The 13472-nt window shown below is 45.0% G+C and carries 13 protein-coding genes; 1 reads left to right on the forward strand and 12 read right to left on the reverse strand.

The window, feature by feature from the left end:
- The 9 genes from rapZ to T546_RS0111825 all read right to left on the reverse strand — a co-directional run bounded on the left by rapZ (position 1) and on the right by T546_RS0111825 (position 8939).
- A complete protein-coding gene (gene rapZ, locus T546_RS0111785; protein WP_026891793.1) occupies positions 1–882 on the reverse strand; it encodes an RNase adapter RapZ in 882 nt (293 codons plus the stop codon).
- A 19-nt stretch (positions 883–901) separates the two neighbouring features.
- The gene (gene murB / locus T546_RS0111790; protein WP_026891794.1) at positions 902–1813 is read right to left on the reverse strand and encodes a UDP-N-acetylmuramate dehydrogenase; all 912 of its coding nucleotides are present in this window, start codon (positions 1811–1813) and stop codon (positions 902–904) included.
- An 8-nt stretch (positions 1814–1821) separates the two neighbouring features.
- Positions 1822–2754 carry an HPr(Ser) kinase/phosphatase gene (gene hprK / locus T546_RS0111795; RefSeq protein ID WP_026891795.1) on the reverse strand — a complete coding sequence of 311 codons (933 nt, stop codon included), beginning with the start codon at positions 2752–2754 and terminating at the stop codon, positions 1822–1824.
- A gap of 73 nt (positions 2755–2827) precedes the next feature.
- Complete coding sequence (uvrC, locus tag T546_RS0111800) at positions 2828–4696, reverse strand: excinuclease ABC subunit UvrC (protein WP_026891796.1); 1869 nt, start codon at positions 4694–4696, stop codon at positions 2828–2830.
- 9 nt (positions 4697–4705) lie between these two features.
- The gene (locus T546_RS0111805; protein ID WP_026891797.1) at positions 4706–5224 is read right to left on the reverse strand and encodes a DUF1653 domain-containing protein; all 519 of its coding nucleotides are present in this window, start codon (positions 5222–5224) and stop codon (positions 4706–4708) included.
- Between the two features lie 15 nt (positions 5225–5239).
- Positions 5240–6601: a putative glycoside hydrolase gene (locus tag T546_RS0111810; RefSeq protein ID WP_026891798.1), complete on the reverse strand. Its 1362-nt coding sequence runs from the start codon at positions 6599–6601 to the stop codon at positions 5240–5242.
- A 119-nt stretch (positions 6602–6720) separates the two neighbouring features.
- The gene (locus tag T546_RS0111815) at positions 6721–7491 is read right to left on the reverse strand and encodes a GNAT family N-acetyltransferase (RefSeq protein ID WP_026891799.1); all 771 of its coding nucleotides are present in this window, start codon (positions 7489–7491) and stop codon (positions 6721–6723) included.
- An 18-nt stretch (positions 7492–7509) separates the two neighbouring features.
- Positions 7510–8067, reverse strand: coding sequence for a DNA-3-methyladenine glycosylase I (locus tag T546_RS0111820; protein WP_026891800.1), 558 nt, complete (start codon positions 8065–8067; stop codon positions 7510–7512).
- Positions 8067–8939 (reverse strand): methionyl aminopeptidase, encoded by an 873-nt coding sequence (locus T546_RS0111825; protein ID WP_026891801.1) that lies wholly within the window; start codon positions 8937–8939, stop codon positions 8067–8069. Before T546_RS0111825 ends, T546_RS0111820 begins: the two co-directional genes overlap by 1 nt.
- Before the next feature lie 182 nt (positions 8940–9121).
- On the opposite strand from T546_RS0111825, the gene T546_RS0111830 reads away from it, so the two are divergent.
- A complete protein-coding gene (locus tag T546_RS0111830) occupies positions 9122–10600 on the forward strand; it encodes a DUF1846 domain-containing protein (RefSeq protein ID WP_026891802.1) in 1479 nt (492 codons plus the stop codon).
- 80 nt (positions 10601–10680) lie between these two features.
- On the opposite strand, the gene T546_RS0111835 is transcribed toward T546_RS0111830, so the two are convergent.
- The 3 genes from T546_RS0111835 to T546_RS0111845 all read right to left on the reverse strand — a co-directional run bounded on the left by T546_RS0111835 (position 10681) and on the right by T546_RS0111845 (position 13455).
- The gene (locus T546_RS0111835; protein ID WP_026891803.1) at positions 10681–11220 is read right to left on the reverse strand and encodes a CarD family transcriptional regulator; all 540 of its coding nucleotides are present in this window, start codon (positions 11218–11220) and stop codon (positions 10681–10683) included.
- A gap of 239 nt (positions 11221–11459) precedes the next feature.
- On the reverse strand, positions 11460–12110 hold the full coding sequence (deoC, locus tag T546_RS0111840; RefSeq protein WP_026891804.1) for a deoxyribose-phosphate aldolase: 651 nt from the start codon (positions 12108–12110) through the stop codon (positions 11460–11462).
- Between the two features lie 19 nt (positions 12111–12129).
- Complete coding sequence (locus T546_RS0111845) at positions 12130–13455, reverse strand: pyrimidine-nucleoside phosphorylase (protein ID WP_026891805.1); 1326 nt, start codon at positions 13453–13455, stop codon at positions 12130–12132.
- Positions 13456–13472 lie beyond the last annotated feature (17 nt).

The following is a 13472-nucleotide window of genomic DNA, read 5'->3' on the forward strand; positions in this document are numbered from 1 at the left end:
CTAGCCCATCCTTTTCCGTATACTATCCTTATCAATATCTCTGTGCTCTATCTTAAGCCCAAATTCCTCACTGGGCTTAAGCCTGTCGTAGACTGCTTTTGCAATGGTTACGGAACGGTGCTTGCCTCCGGTACAGCCAATGGCTATTACCAACTGGTTTTTCCCTTCCTGCACATAATTGGGAATGAGGAAATCCAGCATATCATATAGCTTGTCCAAAAATACGTCAGCGGTTCCATGCTGCATGACATAGTCCCGCACAATCTTTTCTTCTCCGGTTTTGTGCCGAAGGTCTTCCACATAATAAGGATTAGGGAGAAATCTCACATCAAACACCAGGTCTGCGTCAGTAGGAATCCCATATTTAAAACCAAAGGAAAGCAGAGTAATGTATAGATTCCGGTAAGATTCATGGTTAACAAAAATCTTCTCCAGTTCCTGCCTCAATTCTTTTGTGAGAAGCTTGCTGGTATCTATAATATAATCTGCCTCTTCCTTTAAGAACGCCAGCTTCCCCCGCTCTTTTAAGATACCGCTGTCAATCCGTCCTCCTGCTGCCAGAGGGTGCGCCCTTCTGGTCTCCTTATACCGCTTGATGAGTGTCTCATCACCAGCATCCAGGAAAAGGATCTCAAAGGGCACACGGTTTCTGGACCATTCATCAAAAATCCGATTCAGTACCGACAAATCCTCTCCGCTTCGGATATCAATTCCAAGAGCAGCATTGGGTATGCCGTCCGGATTATTAAGGGTCAGTTCCGCGAACTTTTCAATCAAAGGGATGGGAAGATTATCCACGCAGTAAAACCCCATGTCTTCCAACATCTTTAACGCCTGCGTCTTTCCTGCTCCAGACATGCCAGTTATTATTACAAGCCTCACGTTGTTCTCCTTTGCACTGTTAGAACTTACCCAGCGTCTTTACTTCCATCTCAAGCTCTACTCCGGATTTTTTTCTTACCCGTTCCTTAACTTCCTCACAAAGTGCCTTGATATCCGCCGCAGTGGCATGATCTTTATTGATCACAAAACCGCAATGCTTATCTGATACCTGCGCACCACCCAGGGTAAATCCCCTCAGTCCTGCATCTTCGATCAGCTTACCAGCAAAATAACCTTCCGGTCTTTTAAAGGTACTGCCTGCGCTGGGATATTCCAAAGGCTGTTTTTCTTTTCTTCTTCCGGCAAGTTCATCCATCCTGCTCTTAATAGAAACAGGATCTCCCTCCTTTAACCGGATTTTGGCATCCAGTACCACATATTCCATTGGTATGATGCAGCTGGTTCGATATCCAAGATTCAGCTCAGGAGCTGGAATTTCCTTTACTTCGCCCTCAGGAGTCAATACTCTTACAGAGCGCAGCACCTCTTTCATCTCAGAACCATATGCACCGGCATTCATTACAACCGCTCCTCCCAGTGTACCCGGGATGCCTGCTGCAAATTCAAACCCTGTTAAGGATGCCTTATAAGCCTCCTGGGCAATCCGGGCTAAAGAAAGTCCGGCACCAGCCTGAACAATCCCTGTCTCCCGGTCCACTTCGCAGCCTGCAAAGCCGTCCATGGATATCACAACTCCGTCAAACCCTTCATCTCCCACCAGAAGATTGCTTCCATTTCCCAGAATGAAATAAGGAACCTCTTCCTCCCGGCATACACGCAGAACACCAGAAAGCTCCTTTTCCTCGGTTGGAGTTACAAAGCAGGCAGCAGGTCCGCCTACCTTGAAGGATGTATGCTTTCGCATCTCTTCCCCTACTTTTATATGGTTTTTATCGGCTGCACCAAGAAGTTTTTCATAAATATCAGTCATCAGACACCTCAATCATCCTGTTTTCTTGACAGGTTTGCCTGGACGCGGTTATATAATTCCTGAGCCGCGTTGTACCCCATCTTCTTTTGTCTGTAATTGACAGCCGCTGATTCAACGATAATGGCCAGGTTACGTCCTGGACGTACTGGAATGGAATGACACACCACCCGGTTTCCTAAAAATTCCGTATACTGGTCTTCAATCCCCAGTCTGTCATATTCTTTATCTCTATCCCAGTCCTCTAATTTAATTACCATATCAATGGCCTGGGTATCTTTTACGCTTTCCACACCGAACAGGGTCTTTACATCAATAATACCGATTCCCCTTAATTCGATAAAATGCTTTGTAATTTCCGGAGCTCTTCCGATCAGGGTAGCATCACTTACCTTACGGATCTCCACAACATCATCGGTCACCAGACGGTGTCCTCGTTTAATCAGTTCCAGAGCTGCTTCGCTTTTTCCGATACCGCTCTCCCCCATGATAAGCACGCCTTCACCAAAAACATCCACTAAAACTCCGTGAATGCTGATGCAGGGAGCCAGCTTAACTTTTAACCAGCGGATAACCTCTGCCATTAAGTCAGATGTGGTCTTATCTGAAACAAGACAGGGAACGCCGTAATGGTTGCAAAGAGCCAGGATATCCTCATCAGGAACCTGGCTGCGGCTGTATACCAGGCACGGAATCTGACAGGCTAAAAGCTTATCATACATCTCAAGCTTTCTCTCTTTGCTCATCTGATTGATATATTCCTGCTCCACATAGCCGATGATCTGCACTCTTTCATTGTCAAAATGATCAAAAAATCCAGTAAGCTGCAGTGCCGGACGATTGACATCAGGATGGCTTAATACAATTTTATCCGCATCAATTTCGGGAGTCATATTTCTAAGACTCATCTTTTCGATCAAATCCGTAATCGCTACTCCATGCATGGCGAAACGCTCCTTTTTCCATCTGTTTTTTTCATACTAACACAGATTCCGTATTTTGAAAAGCTTATAATGGTCAATGAAAAAAATCATAAACACTCTTAGCCGCTCTGGCGTTCATGCCCGGAACTTTTAAAAGTTCCTCCATCGAAGCTTCTTTTATAGGCTCCAGCCCTTTAAATTCACGCATAAGCGCTTTTCTGCGGTTTGGCCCAATTCCTTCAATATCATCAAGGATGGACTTCACCTGTCCCTTGCTTCTTAAGCTTCTATGGTATTCAATTGCAAACCGGTGGGCCTCATCCTGGACTCTTGTAATCAGCTTAAACCCCTCTGAATGCCGGTCAATGGGAATCTCCACATTGTTATAGTAAAGTCCCCTGGTACGATGGTTATCATCCTTTACCATACCGCAGACGGGAATTGCAAGCCCCAGATCCTTGATAACCTGAAGTGCAATATTTACCTGCCCACGGCCGCCGTCCATCATAATGAGGTCAGGAAAACGGGTGAAGCTTCCGAACTCTTCATCCACGCCCTTTTCCTTTAGCTCTTCTGCTTCTTTTAATCCATGGGAAAATCTTCGGGTCAGCACCTCATGCATGGAAGCATAGTCATTAGCTCCCTTTACCCATTTTATTTTAAACTTTCGATAATCATTACGCTTTGGTTTCCCATTTTCGTAGACTATCATAGAGCCTACTGACTCGAAACCGCTTATATTTGAAATGTCGAACGCTTCAATCCTTCTGACTTCCGTAAGCCCCAGCCAATTGCCCACTTCGTTCATGGCTCCAATGGTACGCAGCTCTTCCCGTTTGATCTTTTCCTTATCCTGGGATAAGACAAGGGCAGCGTTCTTCTCCGCAAGCTCCACCAGACGTTCCTTCTGGCCCTTTCTCGGAACCATGATTTTCACCTTCTGGCCTCGCTTGGCAGACAGCCATTCTTCGATTACCGTATCATCCTCAAGTCCGGTCTGTACCCACAGCTCCTTGGGAACAAAAGGCGTTCCGGCATAGAACTGCTTTACAAAACCAGTCAGAATCTGCTGGTTATCCTCAGCTGCTCCGATATTTACATGGAAATGCTCCCGGCCGATCAGCCTGCCTTCCCGCACAAAAAACACCTGAACAACGGCATCCTTTTCATCCTTTGCCATGGCAATGATATCCCGGTCTTCCATACCGCTGTCCGTAATCTTCTGCTTTTGGGCGATCTGCTTTACGCTGTTTAACAAATCCCTGAATTCAATGGCCTTTTCATAATCCATCTCTTCTGAGGCAGCCTGCATCTTCTCCTCTAACATGGTAATGACCGGACTGTATTTCCCGCCCAGAAATTCCAGAGCCTGACTAATGGACTTTCCGTAATCTCCCTTGTTGATATAGCCCTGGCATGGAGCCTGACACTGCTTAATATGGTAATTTAAGCATGGCCGTTCCTTGCCGATATCCCTGGGCAGATTCCGGTTGCAGGTCCGTATCTGATATAGCTTATGAATCAGCTCTATGGTATCCTTCACAGCTCCAGCGCTGGTATAGGGACCAAAATACTTGCATTTGTCCTTTTTCATCTCTCTGGAGAACAGGACACGGGGAAAATCCTCGTTTACCGTAACTTTAATATAAGGATAGGTTTTATCATCCTTAAGCATGGTATTATAGCGGGGACGGTGCTCCTTGATCAAATTGCATTCCAATACAAGGGCTTCCAATTCCGAGTCTGTTATAATGTATTCAAACCGGGCGATCCTCGACACCATCTGTTCGATTTTTGCCGTCTTGTTTCTGCTGCTTTGGAAATACTGCCTGACCCTGTTTTTTAAGCTGATTGCTTTTCCTACATAGATAATTTCGTCCCTCCTGTCATGCATAATATACACTCCAGGCTGGGACGGCAGTTTTTTTAATTCTTCTTCTATATTAAATTCGATGTGGTCCATGAAAACGAATCACCTCAATCTTGATCCATCGTACTTATTTTGCAGTTCCAGATGCCGCTTAATTGCGTAATACTTCTCTTCCGGTTCAGAATCCAGCCGTCCGATCTCCAGTATTTCACAAATAGCAAGAAGCTCTTCCGGTGAAAATTCATCCTTTCTATCGAAAAGAACCTCCAGTTTCTCATGATACGTCCTTGCGTCAAGAAATGCAAGAAGATTTTTATTGGCTCCCCTGAAATCTTCCGCTTTAGTCTCTGCGGAAGCTTCCACCTGGGGGACTGTTTCCGGGGCTGCTTCTATGTTTATCTTCTCAAACCGGTATTTCTGCTTTACTTCGGGATACTTCTCATGATCCACCTCACTGACAAACATATCATAAGGGCGGACATATACCTGATAGGTACCGTAAAGCGCCTGATATACCACCATCTTTTCCCTTGTTTCCGAGTGAGTGGCTACCGATACGATCTGATACATCTTATCTTTAAAATGTCTGTAAAAATCTCCTGGCCTGGGTTCTTTTTCCATGGCTTTCCTCACTTCCTAATTCCTGGAACCACCTGTGGTTACAATCACAACATTTGGTTTTTTCCTGACGTTTGGTTTTTTATCTTCAGAGCTTTCAGGCGTGGGCTCTTCCTTGGCCACCTTTCCCTCCAGGCTTTCATAAGCCTTACTGGTCTCCGCCTGGGAGGCACTGGAAGTCGGCCTTAAGCGCTCCAGCTCTTTTTGTTCTTTTTCCCCTTCTTCTTTGGTAAGAAGCCCTTCCCATGTATAGCGGTTGGAAGCACTCCACAGAATCCACTCATCATATCCGGCATCGTAGACCGCCTGAATCTGAGCTCTTACCTCCTTGGGTCCATAGGGAATATAATGATCCAGATATGAGGCAGTAAAGTCCTGAAGCCAGGGTCTTACCACTGCCTGTTTTCTGCCCTCTTTCCTGTTTTCCAGAAGCTCCTGCTTGGAAAGCTCCAAAGCTGCCAGAACAGTATTGTAGGGCTCTGTATCCGGATGATCAATATTAAAGTTTCCGTCGCTGTAATGGGATGGATAAATCATCGGGCAGATGTAGTCCAGATGCTCTGCCATGTCATAATAAACCTGTCCCACCCGCTGCGCATCCACGTTGCTTCCAATAATTGTGCCAAATACATCGGCTGAAACATAGATATCATGAGCAGAAAGCTTTTTGTATGCGTATTCTATGAATTCCGTAATGACATCTGTCTTTGAGCGGCCCCTTGTATCCTTCTCATCAAACACCACCTGATTCATGGAGCTGTCTGTTGCAAAACGGATATAATCAAACTGAACCTCATCAAAGCCAGCCACTGACGCCTGGGTCCCAACTTCCACAAGGTAATCCCAGACCTCCTGGCGATAGGGATTGACCCAGGGAAGTCCTTTGTTGTCCCGGTGCAGGCTTCCGTCCTGATTTTTTAATGCCCATTCCGGTTTCTTTTCTGCCAAATAAGGATCGCGGAAAGCCACGACCCTGGCAATGGTATAAAGTCCTCTGGATTTCAGTTCTTTCATCAGGGCATCCATATCCTTGATGCATCGATCCTCAGCACCGATTTCCTGTACCGTAGGAGCCCCGTCCATGGCAAAGGTAATACGCCCATCGTCATTTTTCACATCAATGACAACCGTATTGATCTCAGTTCCCTTAATCTTATCAAGGATTGCCTCCATGCCTTCTGAGCCTGCCATATAGCCGGAGATGTAGATTCCCTTCACCTTTACCGGCTTCTTCCCTGGCTGGGCCGAAACCTTAACGGCGCTCTCTTCTACTTCTTTTCTGGAGGAATCTGTTTCCTCTGATTCGGTAACCTTTTTGTATCTGCTGCATCCGGATGCCACTAACGAGCACACAATTACTGCCAAAAGCCATCTTTTCATAATACTCTGTTCACTTTCTCTATGGTTTCAGGTGTCTTATTGTAATAATTATTTAACATTTTACCACATTTTGTAAAATTTACCAGTTAAAAAATTATATATGCCGGATGCAGTCGTTTTTAATATCCGTTTATTTCGTATGCTGTATAATCGTAGTCCCTTTCATAACCAAGCTTTTGGGCCAGGGCAACAGAGCCTAAATTCTGGGCGTCCCAGCTTGGGTAAAGTCCTCTTTTTAAACATTCCAAAATCAGTTTCGCACCGCAGGCAAGGGCGGCTCCCCGCCGCCTGTAGTCTGATCTTGTGTCGATTTCTATTTCAATGCCACCAGGATAGGCCGAATAAGATGATGCTCCCGCAATCACCTGACCGTCTAAAAGCACGGCCACTCCAAGTCCCATTTTCTCGTATTCCTCATAGGTTTCAAAAAGGGAGCATAAATCTCTGGACCAGCTTTCCGCTAAAATTTTATGATATAAATTCCGGTCAATCATCTCCATGGTAAATGGCTCAGACAGATTATTTACAATGCTTTCTAAATATTCTTTATTAAATCCACGGTCATGCTTCTTAATGGCGTATCTTGTCACTTTTTTCGCCTGGGTCTTCCAGACCTCTTCAATCTTAGACGCCCATGCTTCATCTCTTGGAACCATGATGATAAAATCAGATTCCCTTCCCTCTGGCTTGTTGCGGATTAACTCCTCCAGGGGTTCTCCTGAAAAAAAGCAGAAGTCTCCCAGGACGATCTGAGCCGATTTCGGTTGTTCACTATCATCGGCATAGGCTCTCCCCATAACACCGCCCAGACAGGACCATATCATGGTTTCTTCCCAGCCAGCAAAAAGCTCCTCTATCACTGAAGTATCTTTTAGTTCAACAATTCCCAATCTATTTCACTCCTTCTATCAGTTACTATGGTAGCAAAAGCAGGAAAGCTGGTGATCATTAACCACACCAACTGCCTGGAGGTAGGAATAAATAGTTACAGAGCCGACAAAGCCCATGCCTCTCTTTTTCAAATCCTTGGAAAGACTGTCAGATAGCGGGGTCTTTACTGGAAAATTATCATCCTGGTTCACAATGATTTTACCATCAGTAAAGCTCCATAAGTATTTGGAAAAGGAACCAAATTCCTTTTGAATTTCAATAAATATCCGGGCGTTCTTAATGGCTGCTTCCATTTTTTTGCGGTTTCTTATGAGTCCCTGATTCTGCATCAGTTCTTCCAGCTTCTCTTCGCCGTAGGAAGCCACCTTTTCCACATCAAAGTTGTCAAAGGCCTCCCGGAATTCCTCCCGCTTCCTTAATATGGTAATCCAGGAAAGGCCAGCCTGAAATGTCTCTAAAAGGAACATTTCATAAAGCTTTTTATCGTCGTATACAGGAACTCCCCATTCTTCGTCATGGTATTTTACATAGACCGGTGATTTTTCATCCACCCAAAAACATCTTGTTTTCTCCATTATCTGGCTAGTACCTCCGGGCCGTCTTCTGTAATTAAAATGGTGTACTCCCACTGGGCAGAAAGGCTGCCATCCTGGGTATAAATCGTCCAGCCATCCTTGCTGTCCTGCACCACATCTGCTTTACCGGCATTGACCATAGGCTCTACGGTAAAAATCATGCCCGGAACAAGCAGCATATCGGTTCCCCTTGTACCAATGTGGCTGACCCATGGCTCCTCATGGAAATCAATACCTACGCCGTGGCCTCCGATTTCTCTTACCACAGTATAGCCATTGGCATAGACGTATTCAGAAACTGCGGCTCCAACGTCTCCCAAATGTCCCCAGGCCCTGCATTCCTTAAGGCCAAGGTCCAGACTTTCCTTTGCAACACGTACAAGCTTTTCTGCCTCTGGGGAAACCTTGCCGATGCAGTACATTCTGGAAGCGTCAGCGTAGTAACCATTTACAATGGTGGTCACATCTACATTGATTATATCCCCTTCCTTAATGATGCGCTTCGGACTGGGAATTCCATGGCATACCACATCGTTGATAGAGGTACATACACTCTTTGGATATCCTTCAAAATTAAGGGGGGCTGGAATACCGCCCAGACGAATGGTATTTTCATGAACCAGGGTATTGATATCCTGTGTCGTCATTCCTGCCTTTATATTCTCACTGACTATGTCAAGAATCTGATTGTTTATAACGCCTGCATGACGGATGCCCTCAATCTGGGCCGGTGTTTTTATCATATGGTGCTCCGGAACCTCATCACCCATCACTGCATAATTTTCTAATCTTTGGTCAAAAGCCAGATGACAGTTTTTATATTTCTTACCACTGCCGCACCAGCATGCGTCGTTTCTTCCTGTTTTAAGCATTTCGTACCTCCTTCTTACTACACCGTTTTAACATGTTTAGCCGGGAATGTAAAGTGTTTCGGTCAAATAAAGAAACAAGAGAAAATCTCATGGCTTTTACATCCTTTCTATGATACAATTTATTGATATTAAAGGCAAAGAGTTTATGAAGGCTCAAAACAGGAAACACAATGGAGGAACAAATGAAATTTGGATTTGACAATAACAAGTATTTAAACATGCAGTCAGAGCATATCAAGGAGCGGATCGGTCAATTTGGGGACAAGCTTTATCTGGAATTCGGTGGCAAGCTGTTTGACGATTATCACGCTTCCAGGGTACTGCCGGGATTTGAGCCTGACAGCAAACTCCGCATGCTGATGCAGCTTTCTGACCAGGCAGAAATCATTATCGCTATCAGTGCAGCCGATATCGAAAAGAATAAGATTCGTCACGATCTGGGCATCACCTATGATGTGGATGTATTCCGTCTCATTCAGTCCTTTACGGATAAGGGACTCTATGTAGGAAGCGTAGTCATCACCCAGTATTCCGGACAGAAATCTGCCGATGTATTTAAAAGCAAGCTGGAAACCATGGGAATCCGTGTATACCGCCATTACATCATTGACGGCTATCCAAGCAATATTCCTTTCATTGTCAGCGATGAAGGCTATGGAAGAAATGATTATATAGAAACAACAAAACCTCTTGTCATTATCACAGCACCAGGACCAGGAAGCGGAAAGATGGCTACCTGCTTATCCCAGCTTTATCATGAAAACAAGAGAGGGGTCAAAGCCGGCTATGCCAAGTTTGAGACCTTCCCCGTTTGGAACCTTCCATTAAAGCACCCGGTAAACCTTGCCTACGAGGCAGCTACCGCTGACTTAAATGATGTTAACATGATTGACCCTTTCCATCTGGAGGCTTACGGCACCACCTCCGTTAATTACAACCGTGACGTGGAGGTTTTTCCTGTATTAAGTGCTATCTTTGAAGAAATTTATGGAGAATGCCCCTATAAATCACCGACGGACATGGGCGTAAATATGGCTGGATTTTGCATTGTAGATGATGAGATCTGCAGAGAAGCTTCCATGCAGGAAATTATAAGAAGATACTATCAGGCGCTCTTAAGACTGGCTAAGGATACTGGCTCCAAGGATGAAGTCTATAAGATCGAGCTTATATTAAAGCAGGCGAAAATCACCACAGACAAGCGTCCGGTGGTTAAGGCTGCCAACGAACGGGCAGAAGCAATGGGATCCCCCTGTGCCGCCTTACAGCTGGAAGACGGAAGAGTTATCACAGGAAAGACCACCAACCTTCTTGGTTCCTCTGCTGCTCTTTTACTGAACGCAGTCAAAGCCTTAGGAGATATCCCTCACGATGTGCATTTAATCGCTCCTTCCGCCATTGAGCCGATCCAGAAGTTAAAGACTTATTATCTGGGAAGCAAAAATCCAAGACTGCATACAGACGAGGTCTTAATTGCCTTATCAACCTGTGCAGCCACAGACCCCAATGCACAAATCGCACTGGAGCAGCTGCCCAAATTAAAGGGATGCGAAGCTCATACTTCTGTTATTCTTTCTGATGTGGATATGAAGACCTTTAAAAAATTGGGAGTTCATCTGACCTGTGAACCCCTTTACGAAGAAAAGAAAATTTATCATTAGGCCCGGTCTTACCATTTAAGCCCAGGCAAAGAATATAAAAAATGCGTCTTGAAATTCAAGACGCATTTTTAGTACTTCCATCACGATTTTATATCAACTGATGTCACAGGACTTTCCTCTTGACTTACCTGTTCTTCCACAAGACCTTTCACCTTGGTCCGATCCATCAAAAGAGCAGCAGCCAGTTCTCCGTAAAGAAGCTCCTGCGCCATATTAAAATAGAAATCATCCTTTGCGGTACTCTTCTTTCCTTCTGCCAAACGCTTCTGTTTCTTTAAATAGAGCGTCTTAATGATCTGCATCCAGCCGGTACCTTCATTTCTCTGCATGATCTCCTTGTATTTACCTTCTCTTTGTCTGTCATCTACCACCCAAATGGTTTCTATGTCTGGAATCTGGTCAATCAGTTCCAATGCCTCTTCTTTGGTAACAGCAGGTCTTATGGCTGCTTTTTTATTGTCTACCGGCGTATAAACCGCGCTGTGCTGCTCCTCGTAAAGTGGCTTTAGCGTATAATAAAGCCGGTCTTCCTGGGCCGCAGACATAGCAAGACTTCCAATGGCGTTCACCTTGCAAATACCATGGGTACCATACATAACCAGATCGTTTACCTGAAACATAATGCATTCCTCCTGACTGAAAAACAACACAATATTGCCAATGTTACAACTACTCTCCTATAAGTATAACACTTTACACCATGTTTTGTCAGTATTTTTTTGTTTTTTAGTCATTTTCGTGAAATATTACCAGATACAACCCTTGTATTATTTGTGCAATTTAAGTAATTATCCCATAAAAAACACCCTAAATATCCAAACATTACCAAAATGTCAGATATTTAGGGCACTTTTTATGGTTAGTCTTTTTTAGCTGCCAGCTTAACAGCTGCACTTGCACCTACCCGACTGCATCCAGCTTCGATATAAGCCCTTAAATCTTCCAGGGTACGCACTCCGCCTGCTGCCTTGATTTTTACCTCTGGCCCGATGTGCTCTTTAAACAGCTGGATATCAGAAAGAGTCGCACCAGCAGTGCCGAATCCGGTAGAGGTCTTAATGTAATCGGCTTTTGCAGCAGTTACTGCCTTGCACATGGCGATCTTCTCTTCTTCTGTAAGATAACAGGTCTCAATAATGACCTTTAAGATCTTGTCTCCTGTTTCCTGCTTTAACAAACGAATTTCTTCTTCTACTTTTTTATAATCTCCGTTTTTCACGTCAGCGAGGTTGATTACCATATCCACTTCAGAGGCTCCGTCTTCAATGGCTTTCTTTGTCTCCAGAACCTTAGACTCTGTAACGCTGTAGCCAAGAGGAAATCCGACTACCGTACAGATATTCAGATTTGGAAATTCCTTATGAACTCTGCTGATATAACAGGGTGGAATGCATACAGAAGCAGTTTTATATTCCAAAGCCTCCTGACAAAGCACCTTAATCTCTTCCCAGGTCGCAACGGCCTTTAATACAGTATGGTCTACATAGCTTAACATTTCTAAATCGGTCATTTGTTTGATTTCCTTTCTATTATACAAGACGCTCTGCACCTGCTTTTGTAACTCTTGCATAGATGAGAGGCTCTGCGGCCGGCTTTTCATCACTGATGGTGACCGCACTTAAAAATTCCTCTGCGGAAGCCAAAAACAGCTCTTCCTTAGAAGTATAAAGCACTGCCATAACTTCTCCCTCCATGACGCTCTGGCCCACCTTCTTTTTAAGAGCAATTCCGGCAGCAAAGTCGATTTCACTCTCCTTCGTGATTCTGCCAGCTCCAAGCATGGAAGATGCAATGCCGCACTTCTCCGTATCCATATGAGTGATGTAGCCGCCTTTTGGAGCTTTTACCTCCAGCTTAAAGGGAGCTTTTTGAAACAGGGAAGTATCTTTTATCACGGAAGAATCGCCTCCCTGTGCTTCCACCATGGCGATCAGGCGTTTTAGTGCACTTCCATCAGAAATGGTCTTTTCTGCCATGGCCCTGCATAGGTCAAGATCACCTTTTCCAGCCAGATAGAGCATACCGGAAGCAAGCTGTAAGCATACCTCTGTCAAATCCGCGGGGCCATTTCCTTTTAAGGTATCCACTGCCTCTATGACCTCCAGGCTGTTGCCGATGAGACTTCCAAGAGGAATATCCATATTGGTGATCAGCGCCATGGTTTTCTTCCCTGCGTGCTCCCCAATAGCCACCATCTTTTCAGCAAGGGTAATGGAATCATCAAGGGTTTTCATAAATGCTCCGCTGCCTGTCTTTACGTCAAGAAGAATGCAGTCACTTCCTGCTGCCAGCTTTTTGCTCATAATGGATGCCGCAATGAGGGGTATGCTGTCTACCGTGGCTGTCACGTCCCGAAGGGCGTAAAGCTTTTTATCTGCGGGGGCCAGATTGCCGGACTGCCCGATGACGGAAAGTCCTGTGTTGTTGACCACCTGAAAGAATTCTTCTTCCGTAAGGGTCGTACGCATACCGGGTATGGACTCCATCTTATCAACCGTTCCTCCGGTATGTCCAAGACCCCGTCCAGACATCTTAGCGACCTTGACTCCACAAGCCGCCACAATAGGGGCTACCACCAGAGTGGTCTTGTCTCCAACGCCTCCTGTTGAATGTTTATCCACCTTAATGCCTTCAATGGGAGATAAATCCACCATATCACCGGAATGAGCCACCTCACTGGTCAAAGTGGCTGTCTCCTTATCATTCATTCCATTTAAATAAATGGCCATCAGCATCGCTGACATCTGATAATCCGGAATCTCTCCCTTTACATAGCCATCTATCATAAAACGGATCTCTTCTTCACTGAGAGTTTCTCCGTTTCTCTTTTTTGCAATTACATCATACATCCTCATGGTTTCCCTAGCCCCTC

Source organism: [Clostridium] aerotolerans DSM 5434 (assembly GCF_000687555.1).
GTDB lineage: Bacteria > Bacillota > Clostridia > Lachnospirales > Lachnospiraceae > Lacrimispora > Lacrimispora aerotolerans.